Source organism: Finegoldia magna ATCC 29328 (assembly GCF_000010185.1).
In the GTDB taxonomy this organism is placed as follows: domain Bacteria; phylum Bacillota; class Clostridia; order Tissierellales; family Peptoniphilaceae; genus Finegoldia; species Finegoldia magna_H.
The window spans coordinates 929,658-948,743 of sequence record NC_010376.1 but is presented as its reverse complement, the minus strand read 5'-3'; the positions used below and the strand labels follow the sequence as shown (position 1 = coordinate 948,743).

The window sequence follows — 19,086 nt, the reverse complement described above, 5'->3', positions numbered from 1 at the left end:
TAGATGAAAATTTTAATATATAAAGGTGATTATGATTTAGTAAAGCAAAGTGGTGTTGGTCAAGCTATCGAACACCAGGAAAAAGCTCTGAAACTAAATAATATTGACTACACAACTGACGAAAATGAAGATTACGATATTGTTCACATAAATACTATAATGCCTAAATCTAAAATTTTTGGACGAAAAGCAAAGAAACAAGGCAAGAAAGTTATTTATTATGGACATTCCACTATGGAGGATTTTAGAAATTCTTTTCGCGGAGCAAACTTACTAAGTGGACTTTTTAAAAAATGGATTATAAGTTGCTATAACATTGGAGATATTATTATAACTCCATCATTATATTCTAAAAATATACTCGAAGGGTATGGGATTAATAAAAAAATATACAATCTATCAAATGGTATTGATTTAGATAAATTCAAGGGTGATGAAAATAGCAGAAAGAGATTTCGCGATAAATATAACTTAAAAGATGATGATAAAGTTATAATTTCTGTGGGTCATTTGATGAAGAGAAAAGGACTTGACGATTTTATAGAAGTTGCAAGAGAACTTCCAGAATATAAATTTATTTGGTTCGGGCACACTAATGCTAAACTCCAAACTACTCACATTAAAAAAGCAATAAAAAACAGACCAGATAATGTAATTATGGCTGGATATGTTGACCAAAAAGAATTGGTAGATTGTTATCATGGAAGTGATTTGTTCCTATTTATGACAAGAGAAGAAACTGAAGGAATTGTACTATTAGAGGCTTTTGCATCTAAAATAAAAGTTTTGGTCAGAGACATAAAAATTTATGAAGATATGTTTACCGATGGTAAAGAAGTGATTAAAGCAAAGACCAATGAAGAGTTTAAAAATGAAATTATTAATATAATTAATGGCAAAAATTCTACTGTTGAAGAAGCATATAAATATGTTAAAGAACGAAGTGTTGAGAGAATCGGTGAAAAGTTGAAAAATATTTATTTAAAATTGGAAAATGAATAATAAGTACTGACAACTTAATCTCACAAAAATATATTATATATAAATGTTTTGCTTAATATTTACACTTATTTACAAAATACTTATTTAGCGATATAATTATATAAATAATATACAAGGTGGTGAGGTTATGCAAATTACAGATGTTAGAATTAAATTATTAAATATTGATAACAGACTAAAGGCAATCGCTTCTGTTACTTTTGATGATGAGATAGTGATTCATGACATTAAGGTGATTGAGGGAGAAGAAGGTTTATTTTTAGCTATGCCTAGCAGAAAAGTTGGAAACGATAGATATCGCGACATAGCTCATCCTATTAGTTCTCCAGCAAGAGAAAAAATTGAAACAGCAGTTATCAATAAATACAATGAAGAATTCGAAAAACAATCTTCCGTTGAGACTGAACCAGTGACTGAAGAAAATATGGAAACTGCAGAAAACGAGAATGAATAATTCAAAAAGCATCTTTTTAAGGTGCTTTTTTTAGTTCATGTAATTCTTTTCACAAAAATTATTTTACATATTGGACAGGTTTGATATAATAATAAAATATGATTAATTTTTTAATAAGGAGAGAATTATGGAATTACAAATACCTAAAGGATACAAGTCCTCTTTGGATTTATTAGAAACACAAAAAGCAATTAAAATAATTAAAGATTTTTTTCAATATAGGTTAGCCGAAACTTTAAATTTGACAAGAGTATCTGCACCGTTATTTGTTAGAGCTAATACTGGGATCAACGATAATTTAAATGGAGTTGAAAAGCCTGTTGGCTTTGAATTTTTGGAAGATGGTACTATGAGTAGATTAGAAATAGTACAGTCATTAGCTAAATGGAAGAGAATAGCTTTGAAAAACTACAATATTCCTGTAGGAGAAGGAATTTATACTGATATGAATGCTATCAGACCTTCGGAGATATGTGATAATACTCACTCATTATATGTAGACCAATGGGACTGGGAAAAAGTCATTTCAAATGAACATAGAAATTTAGAATTTTTGAAGGAAACTGTAAGAAATATATATAAATGTTTCTTAGATACACAAACAATGCTAATTAATTCATACGATGATTATGAAAAAATACTTAAAGATGAAATTACTTTTATAACTACTGAAGAATTAGAAGAGATGTATCCTGATAATACCCCTGAAGAAAGAGAAAATTTGATTACTAAAAAATATGGATCTGTGTTTTTGATTGGAATTGGAGATGCATTAAAATCAGGTGAATCTCATTCTGATAGATCTCCGGACTACGATGATTGGAGTCTAAACGGAGATATTTTAGTTTATAATCCCGTTTTAGATAATTGTCTTGAATTGAGTTCTATGGGAATTAGAGTTGACAAAGACAGACTAGTTTATCAATTAGATAAAAAACAAAACAATGATAGGAAAAATTTAGAATATCATAGAATGTTGCTTAACGATGAATTACCTCAATCAATTGGAGGAGGAATAGGTCAATCGAGAATTTGTATGTTCTTTTTACAAAAAGCACATATAGGCGAAGTTCAATCCTCTATCTGGCCAAAGGAAATGTTAGTAGAGTGTAATAAATTAGGAATTAAATTATTATAATTTCATTTAATCATAGAGTTATTTATTTGAATAAAATAAGTAACTCTTTTTTGTTTAATGTTTAAAAATTCGTTTTACTTTTAAATTTTTTTGTAGTATGATTTGTTTATGAAACATTTAAAAAAATATTTAGAAGATAATCCGCCATTGGTTTTGATTCTAAGTTTCCTTTTTTTGATTATAATAGGATCTTTACTATTATCACTGCCTATTAGTCAAAATACAACAAGAGTTCCATATATTGATTGCTTTTTTACAGCGACATCGGCAGTATGCGTAACAGGTCTTGTTACCGTTGCAACATACAGTGCATGGAGCGTTTTAGGAAAAATTATTATAATAATATTAATCCAAATGGGCGGACTTGGATTTATGACATTTGCAACATTAATTGCACTTGTCATGGGTAGAAGAATCACTTTAAAAGATAGATTGATTATCAAAGAACAAACAAATAGTATTGACATGCAGGGAATGGTAAAACTAATAAAATACATACTGATTTCTACTTTTTCTATTGAAACAATTGGGGCTTTTTTGTTAATGACAAAATTTGTTCCAGTATATGGTTTTAAAGGAGTATTTTATAGTTTTTTTCATTCAATTTCAGCTTTCTGTAATGCTGGATTTGATATTTTGGGGCCAAATTCATTAATTGATATTAATACTAATATATTTGTTTTATTGATAATTGGACTTTTGATCGTGATAGGTGGTATTGGATTTAACGTAATACTTGATGTATTACATAATAACTTTAAATTTAAAAAATATTCTTTGCATTCAAAAATTGTACTTACAACAACTATTTTGATGTTATCTATTACTTCGATTTTAATTTTTGCTATGGAGTTTTCAAACCCGGGAACAATTGGGAATTTGGGATTTATCGATAAAATTACTAATTCGATTTTCCAAGCAATTACATTGAGGACAGCAGGCTTTGCATCAATTAATCAATCGAAATTACTAGACAGTTCAAGCGTGTTATCTATTTTGAATATGTTTATAGGAGGATCCCCAGCAGGTACTGCAGGTGGTATCAAAACTACAACTTTTGCATTATTGATTATTGTAGCTTTGAGCGAAATTAAAGGTCAAGAAGATGTTGAAGTTTTTAATCGAAGAATTAGATTTTCTCAAGTTAAAAAAGCTTTAGCAATAATAACTTTGTCAATGGCTTGGGTAATATTTGTAACATTTGCAATTTTAGTTATAGATAAAGCAAAATACTTGGATGTAGTGTTCGAAGTTGTAAGTGCTTTTGGTACAGTAGGATTAACTAGAAGCTTAACTCCAGGAATCAATAGTATTTCTAAGATTTTAATAATTTCAACTATGTATATTGGAAGAGTTGGATCTTTAACAATACTTTATGCTTTATCCAATACAAAAAACAAAAAAGCTTATAAAGAAGCTCACGAAAATATTATAATAGGTTAGGTTTAATTATGAAACAATTTGTAGTTGTTGGCTGTGGTAGATTCGGCAGAGCATGTGCTATCGAACTATCTAATACAGGCCACGAAGTTTTATTAATAGATAATAATGAAGATACTGTTGATGAAATGAGTAGAATTGTTACTCACGCAGTGTACATTGAACATTTAACAGAAAACTCATTGAGTTCTGTCGGTGTTGGAAATTTTGATGTGGCTATAGTTGCTATTTCTTCGAACTTTGAAGCATCAATTTTGTCAACAGTAGTTTGTAAAAAACTGGGTGTTAAAAAGGTAATAACTAAAGCAAAAGATACGTTACACGGTAATATTTTGCTAAAAGTTGGTGCAGACAGGACAATTATTCCAGAAAATGATTCGGCCGTTAGACTGGCAAAAAGTTTGATTAGTGATCAAATTTTTGATTATATTGAATTTACTGATGATTATTCCATTGCGGAGATTACTCCTAAAAAAGAATGGATTGGAAAGAATTTTATCGATATAGGAATAAGAAGCAAGTATGGAATTAACGTTGTTGCAGTTAAGAACAATGGGGAAATGAATATTAACCCTTCACCAAATTATACAGTTAAGTTTGAAGACTATTTGATAGTAATAGGATCAAATGAGGATTTGGATAAGATTACTGAAACAGGCGATAAAAATGATAACCTCTACTTCAAATAAAATATATAAACATGTAAAATCACTTTATAAGAAGAAATATAGACAAAAATACAATGAATTTGTCATAGAAGGCTACAAGCTTTATCAAGAAGCAATTAAATCAAATTTAAATATCAAACAAGTCATAATAAGAGAAGGTGAAAATTTTCTTGATGAATGTGTCTATTTTGATTCAAAAACTTTCAACAGTCTCAGTGAAATGAATAATCCCGAAGGAATAATTTGTGTGGTTAGTTTTATTGAGCAAAAAGATGTAAAGTCAGATCAAATTCTTTTTTTAGAAAATATCAATGATCCAGGAAATCTGGGGACTATAATCAGAAGTGCTGAAGCTTTTGGTTACAATAAAATTGTTCTATCTAATAATAGTTGTGATATTTATAATTCGAAAACTATTAGAAGTGCTATGGGAAGCTTATTTAGAATGAATATTTCTTATGAAAATATAAATGTACTTGAGAAGTATAAATCAAAAGGGTTTAAAATATACGAGACATCTTTGGAGAAAAATTCAAGAAGTATTTTGGAAATTAAAAACAAAGAAAAGCACGTTCTAATAATTGGAAATGAAGCAAATGGAATTAGCGATGAAATAAAAAAATACGCTGATGAGTTTTTGATAATTCCTATGGATAATGTAACAGAATCATTAAATGCTTCTATAGCTGCTAGTTTGAGTATGTTTTATTTATCAAAATTGACAAATTAGTAGTTATATTATAAAATAATTAAAAATGTTGAAGAAGAAAATACAAAACTAGATATACAGAGAGATATGGGTTGGTGCGACATATTTATTGAATTTTGTTGGTTCGCTTTGAAATTGCCATTATGGTCGTATAGAGTGCGTTAAACTTACGAGTGATGTTATCATAAATTGGGTGGTACCGCGGAAATACAATCTTTCGTCCCATAGGGGATGAGAGATTTTTTTATTGTTTAAGGAGAAAATAATGAAAGAAGAAATTTTGAAAATTAAAGAAGAAACTGTCGGTTTAATAGACAATGCCATTGATTTAAAATCATTGGAGGATATTAGAGTAAAAGTTCTTGGGAAAAAAGGAGATTTGACTCTTGTTCTAAGAAATATGGGAAAACTTTCTAAAGAAGAAAGACCAGTTATGGGTCAACTAGCAAATGAAGTTAGATCTGAAATCGAAGAAATTTTATCCAATAAATTTGAACAATTAAAACAAGAACAAAAAAAGATTAAATTAAAAGAAGAAGAATTAGACGTAACTGCAAACAGAGGTGTAAGAGAAATTTCTCACAAACATCCATTGAATGAAACGATAATACAGTTGGAAAATCTGTTCCAAACAATGGGTTTTGATATTGTAGATGGTCCTGAAATTGATACAGTTGAAAATACATTTGATTTATTGAATTCACCAAAATATCATCCATCAAGATCACTATCTGATACTTTTTACTTGGATGATAAAACTGTACTTAGACCACACACATCAAGTGTACAAATTAGAACGATGAAAGCACAAAAACCACCTATTAGAATGGTTTCAGCAGGAAGAACTTTTAGATTTGATGATGTGGATGACACACACTCTCCAATGTTCCATCAAATCGAAGGCTTGGTTGTGGATAAAGGCGTTACTATGGCTAACTTAATGGATACAATAAATATTTTCATTAAAAACTTGTTTGGTGAAGAAATTGAAACAAGATTTAGACCACATTATTTTCCATTTACTGAACCTTCAATGGAGGTTGACGTTACTTGCTTCGATTGTAAAGGTAAAGGTTGCCCAAGTTGCAATGATACAGGTTGGAGTATGGAACTTTTAGGATGTGGTATGGTACATCCTAATGTTTTAAGGAATTGCGGAATTGATCCTGAAGTTTATACCGGATTTGCTTTTGGTATGGGAGTAGACAGGATTACAATGGTAAAACACAAAATCGACAATATAAGATTGTTGTATGATAATGATAAGAGATTTTTGGAACAATTCTAGGAGGAAGTATGTTATTACCTATTAATTGGCTTAAAGATTACGTCGATGTAGACGAAACAATAAAAACTATTACAGACAGACTTTCAGAAACAGGAAGTCACGTTGAATCAGTTATAGATAAAAGTAAATATTTAAATGATAAATTAATCGTAGCTAAAATTAAGAAAATTGATAAACATCCAAATGCAGATAAATTATCTATAGTTACCTTAAATACAGGAAATTCAGATATAAAAGTAGTTACAGGCGCAAAAAATATAAAAGAAGATATGTATGTTTGTTATGCACAAGTAGATGCAACTCTTCCTGGAAATATTGTTTTAAAAGAAGCTGACCTTAAAGGAATTATGAGCCCTGGTATGTTGACAAGTTTTGAAGAAATGGGTTTTGAAACTTCTGTTGTAGATAAAAACTCCAAAGATGGAATAGCGGTTTTATCTGAAAATAAAATTGGTGAAACTATTACTGAAGCACTTGAAATTAATGAACCTATAATTGAATTTGAAATCACTCCTAACAGGCCAGATTGCTTGTCAGTATTGGGAATGGCAAGAGAATACGCTGCATCTTTCGGTAAAAAAATAAAATATCCTTCAATAGAAATTAAAAACTTTGAAGACGATATTAAAGATTATGTAAATTCAGTAGAAATTCAAACTGACAAGTGCACACGTTATGTGGCCAGAGTTGTAAAAAATGTAAAAATTTCAGACAGCCCACAATGGATAAAGAATAGACTTATTCAATCAGGAATTAGACCTATAAATAATATAGTTGATATTACAAATTTTGTAATGTTAGAAACTGGTCAGCCAATCCATGCTTATGATTTGGATAAAATTGCAGATAAAAAAATTGTCGTAAAAGAGTCTGGCTCACAAAAATTCACAACATTAGATGATGTTGAACGTGAATTATCCGATGATGTTATAATTTGTGATGGAGAAAACACATTAGGTATAGCTGGAATTATGGGCGGTTTTGATTCAGAAATTACATCAGATACTAAAAATGTGCTTATTGAAGCGGCAAGTTTTGACAGTGATACAATTAGACTTTCTTCAAGAAGATTGTCTTTAAGAACTGATGCTTCTACAAGATTTGAAAAAGGAGTAAGCCAACAACTATGTGACTTAGCTTCACTGAGAGTTTGCAAATTGATTGAAGACATTACAGATGCTACAGTTATTAATAATTCAATTGATGTAATTACAAAAGAAGAACATCTTGATGATGTGGAACTTTCTTATAAAAAATGTAATGATTTATTAGGATCTAATATTTCTAATGAAGAAATTAAAAATATATTGCAATTATTAGAATTTAAAATAGTTTCAGAAGATGAAGAAAATATTATGGTAAAAGTTCCTTTCCACAGACAAGATGTATCTATTTATCAAGATTTAATTGAAGAAGTCGGAAGAATTTATGGATTTGAAAAAATTGGTGCGAAACCTCTTGTTGGTAAATTGAAAAGAGGAATCAAAAGCGAAGAAAGAATTGCCATAGACAATGCAAAGAAGGCTTTGTATTCTATGAATACTTTTGAAGTATTATCGTATTCATTCATTAGTCCTAAATCTTATTCAAAAGCAATGGTTCAAATGGATGATGACAAATTAATCAAACTAATCAATCCATTGGGAGAAGATTTCTCAGTTATGAGATCCACAATAATACCAAATATTTTGGATATTTTATCTAAAAATTATAAGAATAAAATTAAAGATATTTGTGTTTATGAATTGGGTAATACTTTCCACTTGGTTGGAAAAGAAAGAATCGAAACTAAAAAATTAGCTTTGGGAATGTACGGAGATTATGATTTCTATGATGTTAGAGCTATGATTTTGGCGTTATTTAACGAATTGGGAATTAATAATTATGAAATCGTAAAAAATAAAGACAATGAAACTTACCATAGTGGTAGATGTGCTGATATTCTAGTAAATGGAGAATTAATTGCAACATTTGGTGAAATTAGCTATGAAGTAAGAGATAACTATGACTTTGATAATAGAGTTTATGTTGGAGAAATTCATTTTACAGAATTAATAAAACACATGGATTTCAAAAAGATTTACACACCTATTAGTAAATATCCTTCAATCGAAAGAGACATAGCTCTTGTAGTTGATAGGCAATTGGAAAGTATAGAAATAGAAAAAGAAATTCTAAAGCATTCTAATGGCATTATTAAAAATGTTTACTTGTTCGATGAATATAAAGGTGAACATGTTGATAATGACAAGAAGAGCTTGGCTTACAGAATAATTTATCAATCAAAAGACGAAACATTAAAAGATAAAATTATTGAAAAAATACAAGAAGAAATTTTAAATTCATTAGAACAAAAATTCAATGCAACATTGAGAAAGTAGGAGTATATATGAACAAATTACAAGTTGTAATTCAAGGTTCAACTTACAATATTGTTACTGAAAAATCTAAAGAAGATACAGACAAGATAGTTGACAAGATTAATAAAGATATAGAAGACTGCAAAAACAGAAATTCAAAATTAACGACTTTGAACGCGACTATCTTAGCTCTTATGAATTTGGCAGAAACTCACGATAATTTAACAACTGAATTAAAAGACTATAAAAATGAAAATGATCCGATTATAAAAGATTATTCAAATCTAAAAAATGACTGCGAAAAGTTGTATCAAAAATTAGTGATTAAAGAAACTAACCTAAAACAAATGACTAAGCAATACAACGAAATCAAGGAAAACTCTGAAAAAGAAATAAATGAGATTAAGAAAAAAACTGAGAAGTATTCTAATGATATAAGATCACAATATGAGAAAAAATCATCAGATTTAAATAGTAAACTTAAACAAGAAAGGGAAACTATAGATGATTTAAAAAAGCAAATTGAATTTTACGAAACAGAAAATAATGAGTTAAATTCAAAATACAAAGATTTAAAAGACGAGTATAACAAACTAGCTTTTGAAAAGAATAAGTTAGAAAATCTTTTAATGGATTATCAAAGAGATGAAATCATTGATTAGTGAAATATTAGCTCCTTGCGGAAATTGGGACATGGTAAAAGCGAGTGTATCCGCAGGAGCTGACGCTATTTATCTTGGAACAAAAGAATTTTCCGCAAGAGCTTATGCGGAAAATTTTACTGTTGAGGATGTTAAGGAAGTTGTAAAATATTGTCATTTAAGAAATGTAAAAGTTTATGTAACATTAAACACTCTTATCAAACAATCAGAAATCCACAAGGCTATTGATTACGTAAACAGATTATACAATATCGATATTGATGCACTAATCGTGCAGGACATTGGTCTAGCTTATCTTGTTAACAAGTTATTTCCTGAATTAGATTTACACGCATCTACTCAAATGAATATTAATAATTTGAACGGTGCAATCATTGCTAAAGAAATTGGATTTAAAAGAATAGTATTAGCAAGAGAAACTGACTTAGAAGAATTGAAAAATATCAGGGAAAATTGTGATATTGAGATTGAAGTTTTCATTCATGGATCATTATGCGTGTGTCAATCAGGACAATGCTTGATGAGTTCATTAAATGGAGATAGAAGTGCGAATAGAGGAAGATGTGCTCAACCTTGCAGAAAGGATTATAAGATTATTTTAGATAACGAAACTATAAATTCAAAACTATCTTATCTTAGTCCAAAAGATTTGTGTACTATTGAAAATGTCGATGAAATTGCAAAATATTGCGATAGTTTAAAAATCGAAGGAAGAATGAAATCCAAAGAATATGTTTATTCCGTTGTAACATCGTACAGAGAAAAATTAGACCACGGTAATTGCAGTTATTATTTGGATGAAGTTAAAAATCGCGGATTTACAAAAGGTTTAATTAATAATACAAGTGGATATGATTATGTAGAACTTGGAAGAAAAAATCAAATTAAAGGACACTCAGTAGGGAAAATCATTGGAAAAGGTAAAATACAATTTATAGAAGATGTTTATAAGAAAGATATCCTTATACTTTTCAACGGGAAAAATACATTTCCATTAACATTAACTGAAGATTACAAGAAAAATAGTATCGTTTCATTTAAAAACATAACTGATGCTCTTGAAAATTCTGATGTAAAAAGAGTTAGTCATATTAAAATAGTCGAAAAGTCAGATGAAGAAAAAAATGTTTGTTTTGATTTAGATGTAAAATTCATTTGTAAGAAATCTAAACCAATTCAAATATTTGTAAATGGACTCGAATACAAAACAAATATAATTTGCGATGAAGCAAAAAATAAGCCTATAGATGATGAATTTATTCGAAATCAAGTTTTAAAAACGGGTAATTACCCAGTAAATATTACTGAACTGCAGATTGTATTAGACGCTGGACTATTCTTATCAAAAAGTCAGCTAAATCAAGTAAGAAGGGATTTTATTGAATTTTATTTGGACGAAAAAGCTAATTTTAATCATAGAAAACAAAAAAACATTGATTTAGTACATTTAAATAATCCAATAGAAAACAATACTACTAAAAATTCAATTAATAAAATTGTTTATGTAGAAGAAGTAAATGGCTATAGCGATAAGATTTCATCAGAATATATTGTCAGAGTTCCAAGATTTTTGAATCAAGAAAAAACTGATAATTTTATTAAAAAGTGCAAAGAAAATAATGTATACAAACTTTTAATTAATAATATCGGAGATATCAATATAGCCAAAGATATTAATGCGAATTTTGTAGTAAGTAATTATCAAATGAATGTATTTAATACTTTCTCTGCAAAAATTTTAAATGATTTGGGAATAGATGTAATAACATTATCTGTTGAATTAAACAAATCTGAAATTAAAGAAATTGTAGATAATTCAAATTATAATTTTGAGTTGGTAGTTGAAGATAACTTGATTAATATGGTTACTGTTTATTGTCCTTTTTCTGGAATTATAAAATGTAACGGTAAAAATTGTGAATTCTGTAAGTTTAATGATTGCTTTATTGAAGGAGATTTTTCTAAATATAGAGTTGTAAGGAAGGATGATTACTCTTTGATATATTCTTGTGATAGAATTAAGATAGATGAGAATGATATAGATTTTAATTTATACTCAATTAGAAAAAATAAAAAGGCAACTGGAAAATCTAATGAATTTCATTTTAAAAAAGGAATTTTATAAATGGACAAAAAAACATTAAACACACTTGAATACAATGAAATAAAAAATAAAATAGAAAAACTTTGCAAGTCTAAATTAGGAAAAAGCATTGCTAATAAATTGGAACCTATGATAGAAGAAGATGAAATCAGACAAAGTTTGGATGAAACTTATGAAGCTATGAGTATGATTTACAAATTTTCTAATCCTCCGATATATGAGATTATAAATGTTAAAGCGAGTATTATGCATGTATCAAAAGGTGGATATATAGTTCCAGAAGTTTTGTTGAAAATTGGTCAAATATTGAATAGCGTCCACGATATTAAAAGATACGCTGGAGAATCTGACGAAAATTACGAAAATTGCCCTATGATTATGGCGATGATGGATTCTTTAGTAGAAGAACCAGATTTAGTTGCAACTATTAATAATGCAATAATTTCTGAAGACGAAATTAGTGACAATGCAAGTCGAAATCTTGCAAGAATTAGACAAACTAAAAGACAAAAGACTGAAAATATTAGGGACAAAATAAATAGTATTTTATCTTCTAATGACCAAGCATTACAAGAAAATATCGTTACTATGAGAGACGATAGATATGTAATTCCTGTTAAGGTTTCACATAAATCATCCTTCAAAGGAATAGTGCACGACCATTCATCTTCTGGTCAAACAGTTTACATTGAACCAATGGAAGTTGTAGAATTAAATAACGAATTGAGAATGCTAGAAGCAGAAGAACGAGAAGAAATCATAAGAATTTTGAAAGAAATTTCTGATAGAGTTTACGATGTGAAGGATTCGATTTTTGTGGATCAAGATGTTTTATCAAAATTAGATTTCATATTTGCAAAAGCAAAGTATGCTATAGAAATTGATGCTACTAATCCAAAATTAAATACAAATGGATATTTTAATTTTAAAAATGCACGACATCCTTTGTTAGACAAGAAAAAAGTTGTGCCGATAAGTATTTATTTAGGCGATGACTATAATACATTGGTAATAACTGGACCTAACACAGGTGGTAAAACAGTAACGCTTAAAACCGTTGGATTAATAACTTTAATGGCACAATCAGGAATATTAATTCCTGTAGATGAAAATTCTGAAGTTGCAATATTCGATAATATCTTTACGGATATCGGTGATGAGCAAAGTATAGAACAATCTTTATCAACTTTCTCAGCTCACATGAAAAATATTGTGCACATTGTAAATAATATTACATTCAATTCTCTTGTACTTTTTGATGAACTTGGAGCAGGAACAGATCCAACGGAAGGTGCAGCGCTAGCAATTGCAATCTTAAGAATCTTTTTGTATAAATCCATCAGAACTATTGCAACAACTCACTATTCTCAGCTTAAAATATTCGCGTTAACAGAAAAGTATGTTAAAAACGGTTCTGTGGAATTTGATGTAAACACTTTATCACCAACCTATAAGTTGAGGATTGGAATTCCTGGTAAATCAAATGCTTTTGAAATTTCTAGAAGACTTGGTCTAGATGATGATATAATTAATAATGCAAAGGAAATTTTATCTCAAGAAGATAAAGATTTTGAAGATGTTTTATCTGATATCGAATCTAAAAAGAAGCAAATTGATGAAGATAAACAAAGACAATTAGAACTTAAAGAAGATTTATTGAAACTTCGTGATAGATACGAAAAAGAAATAGAAAAGACAAAACTAGAAAAAGAAAAAATAATAAATGAAGCAAAAGAAAATGCTAATGAAATTTATATGAGAGCTAAGGAAGAGTCACGAGAGCTTATCAATAAATTAAAATTTTTGGAAAAAGAATCTGATGCTAGAACAGTAGCAAATGATGTCGAAAACAAATTTAATAAAAGGATTAAAAAGAGTTCTAATAAAAAACTTTTGAATGAAACATCCAAGAAACAAAAACTTCAATTAGGAGACGAAGTAGAAATTCTAGGCATAGAGCAACAAGGTACTATTGTTTCAGAGCCTGATAAAAAAGGTGATTTATTGGTGCAAGTGGGTATATTAAAAATAAATGCCAATGTTAAAAATTTGAAAAAAATCAAAGAAAAAGAAGTTATTCAATCATCAAAAAGCATTAAAAGTATAATAAAAAACAAAGCTAATTCTGATATTAAAAGTGAAATTGATTTAAGAGGAAAAAATATCGAGGAAGCTATATACGAGCTTGACAAATACATTGATGATTGTGTAATTGTTGGTTTGAAAAAAGTAAATATCATTCACGGAAAAGGTACTGGCATGCTTAGAAAAGGTATCAGAGAATACTTAAGAAGTGATAAAAGAGTCAAAAAGATTGAAGATGCAGGATATAATGAAGGCGGTCTTGGAGCTACTTTCATTTATTTAAAATAAGGGGATTAAAATGATAAATTTTAAAGACGAAGTAAAAAAAATAATACTAGGATTTGACACTGGATTAACTGAAGAAGAAATATCAGATTTAATCGAAATACCACCAAATAGTGAAATGGGAGATTACGCGTTTCCTGTATTTAAATTAGCAAAAACTTTTAGAAAAGCACCTAATTTAATCGCAGAAGAGTTAGCAAAAAAAGATTTTGAAAATGAAAATATTAAAAAAATTGCAAATGTTGGTCCTTATGTAAACTTTTTTGTAAATAATTCAAAATTAATAGAAAGCGTACTAACAGAAGCCATTAAAGATGATTTTGGAAGTAGTCATATAGGTGTTGGCAAAAATGTTGTATTAGATTTTTCATCTACTAATATAGCTAAGCCATTTCACATTGGACATTTGCGATCCACTGTAATAGGTAATGCAATTAGAAATATTATGAAGCATCAAGATTTTAACACAACAGGCGTTAATTACATTGGTGATTACGGAACTCAATTTGGTATGATGATTTCAGCTTATTTAAAATGGGGAGACGAAGATAAAATAAATGCCGATCCAATTAAAGAACTTTTAAACCTTTATGTAAAGTACAATAAAGTCGCAAAGGAAGATGAAGCATACATGGATGAAGCTCGTGATTGGTTTGATAAATTAGAAAAAAAAGATCCTACTGCAGTGAAATTATGGTCATGGTTTAGAGAAATTTCATTGAAAGAATTCCAAAGAGTTTACGATTTACTTGGAGTTAAATTTGATAATTTTAATGGCGAATCATTCCATTCACAATTTATTGGCGATGCACTTGAAGCTATAGATAAGAAAAACTTACTCGAAGAATCCGATGGAGCAATGATTATCAATTTGGACGATGAAAATCTACCACCTGTCTTAATTAAAAAATCAAATGGTTCATCAACATATCTAACTCGAGATATCGCTACAGCTATGTATCGTAAAAAAACTTACGATTTTTATAAAAATGTATACGTTGTTGCTAGTCAACAAAAACTTCATTTTGAACAATTAAGAGCCGTTTTGAAAAAAATGGGATTTGATTGGTGGAATGATTGCGAACATGTTTCTTTTGGTATGGTTAGCATGAAAGATGGATCTATGAAAACAAGAGAAGGTAAAGTAATTTTCTTGGAAGATGTTTTGAATAGAGCTATAGATAAAACAAAATCTATTATCGAAGAAAGAAACCCAAATCTTGAACACAAAGAAGAAGTTGCAAAACAAGTTGGTGTTGGAGCTGTAATATTCCAAGACTTATTTAACAACAGAATAAAAGATTATACTTTTGATTGGGATCAAGTTTTGAATTTTGATGGGGAAACTGGACCATATACACAATATACATTTGCAAGAAGCTGTTCTATATTAGACAAGGGAGAATTTGAATTAAAAGACAATAGCAAATTTGATTTATTAGTTGACGATACAGAAATCGACATTGTAAAACACTTATCAAAATTTGATGAAGTTTTATTAAATGCAACTGAGAAATACGAACCTTCTTTCTTGACGCGTTATACTGTAGAATTAGCTAAACTTTTCAACAAATTCTATGCAAATTGTCCAATCAACACTGTAGAAGATGAATTAAAATACCAAAGATTATATTTAACTTATTGTGTTAACAAATGTTTGAAATTATCTTTGAGTTTATTAGGAATTGAAGCACCGGTTAGAATGTAGGGAGAATAATGGACTCATTTATAGAAATAATCAAAAATTCTTTTACAAGAACCGCACATACAATTAAATATTTTCCGTTGATTTTTGCATCAATGATTGTAATTAAATTATCGTTAAATATGTCTAATAATATTTTGTTTAGATTATCTGTATCTAAAGAAATATCAAGCGTGATAATAGCGGTTTTGGTTACATTTCTGTTGAGTATCCTTTTAAATATGCTTAGTATTTCGGTTCATACAAGAGATAACTATCAAATAGAACCAATTACTATTCCCAAATTAATGTTAAAGGTCGCTTTTAATGGAGGAATTTTATTGTTGTTGTATTTTTTCTTAAAAAAATACGAGGGAGCAGTAATTGTTCTTTTATTAATATTTAATCCTTTAGTGGAGACACTTTACATGATTGACGAAGAATTTTATAAATCGATTTGCACATCATTAAAATTTAATTTTAAAAATTTTTTAACATGGAATATACCTAATATTGCGATTTTTGCAATTTTGTATAATTTGATTATGAAGAATTACACATTTGAAGACTTTATAATGTCAAATGAAATTGTGTCAATCATAAAATTTGGATTACTCTTGATGTTCATTTCTTTATTCATGTTGTATAGGGCTAATTTGTACAGAATTTTAGAAACGGGGGAAAAGTAAATGATAAATAAGATTGATGAATATTTCAGTAAATTTATGAATCAGTTGGTTTATGTGAATTTATTAGAATCAAATGATTATATTGATAAAGATATACCACTACCTGTTTTAGAAAAAGATTTATTAGACGGAGTAAAGAATAATGATTTCGTCAAAAACTTTGATTTGGAATTAATAATTAAAGGTATGATTTATAACATAGCTTATGATAGAACATTCAAATACTGTGTTAATTACACAGATATTATGTACAATATATTTCCTGAAATTGAAAAATCAATAATATCTATGGGAGTTGAAAAGATTTCTAATCCAAAAGAAGCTGTTATTTATTTTAGAACAAATGATATATTAAAATCTGATATCCCGGATAATGCCTATTACTATGCGTATTGTTTGAGGTTAATGGCTCTTGAAGATGAGTTTAATTCTAGTATTTTTATAGAAGAAGCATTCAGAGTTCTAAATGAAAATGTTGCAAATTATCCAGACTTTTTCTTAAATTATGTAGAACTTGCGAACTTAGAATTATTAAATCACAATTATATAAAAGCTTATGATTATTTAAAAAATACACATAAAATGGCAACTCTACCTAACGATTACGATGAAAAAAGAGTGTTAATTGTCATTAATGAAGTTGAACGTTTAATGGATGATATAAAGCCATTAAGAGATTTGGATTTTGCTACAACTTTAATCAACTCAAAACCACAAAAAGCTCTTGAAATTTTCGAAAAACTTGAAAAGAATTCTAGAATTGTTTATTTAATGGGCAAATGTTACTTAAATATGAATGAATTAGATAAAGCTATAGAATATTTTGAAAAATCAGAAAATATGGGATTTGATCACGTTGATTTGTACAACGATATGTCTGTGGCTTACTTTAATGATTATGATTTTGATAAATCAATTCAAGTTTTAAATAGAGGATTAAAAATTCATACAGATAATGAAATTTTATTGTACAATAAAGCAGTAATTGAGCTTAATTGTAATAGGGTAGAACAAGCACAAGATACATTATCGACATTAGTTTCGTATGACGATGTGCACGAAGATATATTTAATATGGCAATGCAATTATTGCAAAAAATAGAAGAAGACAATTAAATGTCTTCTTCTGTTATTTTTAGCGTATTGTCTAATCTGTCGATTATTTCCAAGGCACTTATTATGTTTTTTCTTGCTTTATAATTATCTAAATTAATATCAACTAATTCATTGATTTTATTTATTCTGTAAACAATGGAGTTTCTGTGAACATTCAACCTTTGAGATGCTTTGATTAGTGATCGTTCTTCTACAAGGTAAAAGTATAATGTTCTAAGAAGGTCTGTACCGTTATTTATATCGTCATATTTAAGCTTGTAAATAAATTCAGGAACCAAGATTTCGATTTCAGAATCTAAGCACATCAAATCATAAATTATCTTGCAGCAATTATCGTTTATGTTTTCAGTTAATTCAATATTGTTCTCTAAAATTCTTCTAGATAAATCATAAGCTTTTTTTAAATTGAATAAATTGTTTTTTAGTGATAATTTAATACTTTTTAAATCGTATTTTTCAATGAAAAAGTTTAGATTTGTCTTTACTGATGATACATCTTTAATTTTATTATTAGTTAATAAGACAAGATATCCTTCTTGCAACACAGAATACATATACATTGGATAATCCAACACAAACCTATTTCCATGTGAGAACATGTCTTGGTATTTAAATAACCCACCTTCAATTTTAATTACATTAATATCGTATTTGTCATCCGTTTTCCAACCTATATTTGCAATATTTTCTTCGTCTTTATCAGTAATGTTTCCAGAAATCAAATTCTTAATAGTGCTATATATGTCTTCTTTTGAATTTATCAGGCCATTTACGTTGTTATAAATGTATGTTGAAATTATCTTGGAAATTTTTTTAAATTCGAAATCATATTCATCTTCAATAGTTTCAAAGGCAAGATATCCATATAATTTACTCAAGCTTTTCTTTTTTATCTCCAATGGATAAATCTTTTTGATAGTTGAGAAATCAAATGTATTTAGTAACAACTTTTTGTTTGAGTTCAAAAGACACACATTTACATCGAAATAATCTTTTATGATTAAAAGCAAATTATTAACGGCCTCACGGTTTGAAATTGTATTGTGAATTCTATTATAGAACTCGGAATTTTCGCGTAAAAATCCATTTACAATGTCGTAAACTTTAAAAATATCTTCTTCTCTGGAATAAATAATATTTGAATTTTCATTTTCTAAAAATTTATCTTGAGATTTCAAAAAGAGAATATTAGAGTTTTTAGGACACACAATATTTTTGTCGTATTCAATAATGGATAAGGTGTTTTTTTGATCAGAAATAGAATTTAAAGAAATATTATTAATATCATTTAAAATTTTTATATCTGATGAGTCCACAAATTTATCCAATTTTTTTATCAATAATCTTATATTCATATTATCACCTTTAATTATCGTTAGACCTGTGTTATTATCTATAGTAT

15 protein-coding genes and 1 other annotated feature are annotated in these 19,086 nt (G+C 28.3%); of the genes, 14 read left to right on the top strand and 1 reads right to left on the bottom strand.

Translation table 11 applies throughout. The annotated features are described in order from the left end of the window. Nucleotides 1-3 precede the first annotated feature (3 nt). The 14 genes from FMG_RS04680 (at nucleotide 4) to FMG_RS04615 (ending at nucleotide 17,684) form a co-directional block, all read left to right on the top strand. Nucleotides 4-1,002, top strand: a complete 999-nt coding sequence (locus tag FMG_RS04680; protein ID WP_002837904.1) for a glycosyltransferase — start codon at nucleotides 4-6, stop codon at nucleotides 1,000-1,002. Between the two features lie 127 nt (nucleotides 1,003-1,129). Continuing rightward, nucleotides 1,130-1,456 carry a septation regulator SpoVG gene (spoVG, locus tag FMG_RS04675; protein WP_002837910.1) on the top strand — a complete coding sequence of 109 codons (327 nt, stop codon included), beginning with the start codon at nucleotides 1,130-1,132 and terminating at the stop codon, nucleotides 1,454-1,456. A 127-nt stretch (nucleotides 1,457-1,583) separates the two neighbouring features. After that, complete coding sequence (gene asnA, locus FMG_RS04670) at nucleotides 1,584-2,594, top strand: aspartate--ammonia ligase (RefSeq protein WP_012290682.1); 1,011 nt, start codon at nucleotides 1,584-1,586, stop codon at nucleotides 2,592-2,594. Between the two features lie 108 nt (nucleotides 2,595-2,702). Then, nucleotides 2,703-4,037: a TrkH family potassium uptake protein gene (locus FMG_RS04665; protein ID WP_012290681.1), complete on the top strand. Its 1,335-nt coding sequence runs from the start codon at nucleotides 2,703-2,705 to the stop codon at nucleotides 4,035-4,037. Nucleotides 4,038-4,045: 8 nt separating this feature from the next. Then, nucleotides 4,046-4,723, top strand: coding sequence for a potassium channel family protein (locus FMG_RS04660; RefSeq protein WP_012290680.1), 678 nt, complete (start codon nucleotides 4,046-4,048; stop codon nucleotides 4,721-4,723). Continuing rightward, on the top strand, nucleotides 4,701-5,432 hold the full coding sequence (locus tag FMG_RS04655; protein ID WP_041250599.1) for a TrmH family RNA methyltransferase: 732 nt from the start codon (nucleotides 4,701-4,703) through the stop codon (nucleotides 5,430-5,432). The genes FMG_RS04660 and FMG_RS04655 overlap by 23 nt, the downstream gene beginning before the upstream one ends. Nucleotides 5,433-5,451: 19 nt before the next feature. Next, nucleotides 5,452-5,639 (top strand) — a binding site (T-box leader). Between the two features lie 37 nt (nucleotides 5,640-5,676). After that, nucleotides 5,677-6,699, top strand: coding sequence for a phenylalanine--tRNA ligase subunit alpha (pheS, locus tag FMG_RS04650; RefSeq protein WP_041250598.1), 1,023 nt, complete (start codon nucleotides 5,677-5,679; stop codon nucleotides 6,697-6,699). Between the two features lie 8 nt (nucleotides 6,700-6,707). After that, nucleotides 6,708-9,080 (top strand): phenylalanine--tRNA ligase subunit beta, encoded by a 2,373-nt coding sequence (pheT, locus tag FMG_RS04645; RefSeq protein WP_012290677.1) that lies wholly within the window; start codon nucleotides 6,708-6,710, stop codon nucleotides 9,078-9,080. 8 nt (nucleotides 9,081-9,088) lie between these two features. Then, complete coding sequence (locus FMG_RS04640) at nucleotides 9,089-9,721, top strand: coiled-coil domain-containing protein (RefSeq protein WP_002837957.1); 633 nt, start codon at nucleotides 9,089-9,091, stop codon at nucleotides 9,719-9,721. After that, complete coding sequence (locus FMG_RS04635) at nucleotides 9,705-11,846, top strand: U32 family peptidase (RefSeq protein ID WP_012290676.1); 2,142 nt, start codon at nucleotides 9,705-9,707, stop codon at nucleotides 11,844-11,846. Before FMG_RS04640 ends, FMG_RS04635 begins: the two co-directional genes overlap by 17 nt. Then, the gene (locus tag FMG_RS04630; protein ID WP_012290675.1) at nucleotides 11,847-14,198 is read left to right on the top strand and encodes an endonuclease MutS2; all 2,352 of its coding nucleotides are present in this window, start codon (nucleotides 11,847-11,849) and stop codon (nucleotides 14,196-14,198) included. It begins immediately after the preceding gene. Between the two features lie 10 nt (nucleotides 14,199-14,208). Beyond that, nucleotides 14,209-15,903, top strand: a complete 1,695-nt coding sequence (gene argS / locus FMG_RS04625; RefSeq protein WP_012290674.1) for an arginine--tRNA ligase — start codon at nucleotides 14,209-14,211, stop codon at nucleotides 15,901-15,903. Between the two features lie 8 nt (nucleotides 15,904-15,911). Next, nucleotides 15,912-16,568: a hypothetical protein gene (locus FMG_RS04620; RefSeq protein WP_012290673.1), complete on the top strand. Its 657-nt coding sequence runs from the start codon at nucleotides 15,912-15,914 to the stop codon at nucleotides 16,566-16,568. Next, complete coding sequence (locus FMG_RS04615; RefSeq protein WP_012290672.1) at nucleotides 16,569-17,684, top strand: tetratricopeptide repeat protein; 1,116 nt, start codon at nucleotides 16,569-16,571, stop codon at nucleotides 17,682-17,684. Here the strand turns inward: FMG_RS04615 and FMG_RS04610 are convergent. Further along, complete coding sequence (locus FMG_RS04610) at nucleotides 17,681-19,039, bottom strand: helix-turn-helix domain-containing protein (RefSeq protein ID WP_012290671.1); 1,359 nt, start codon at nucleotides 19,037-19,039, stop codon at nucleotides 17,681-17,683. The genes FMG_RS04615 and FMG_RS04610 overlap by 4 nt on opposite strands. Nucleotides 19,040-19,086 lie beyond the last annotated feature (47 nt).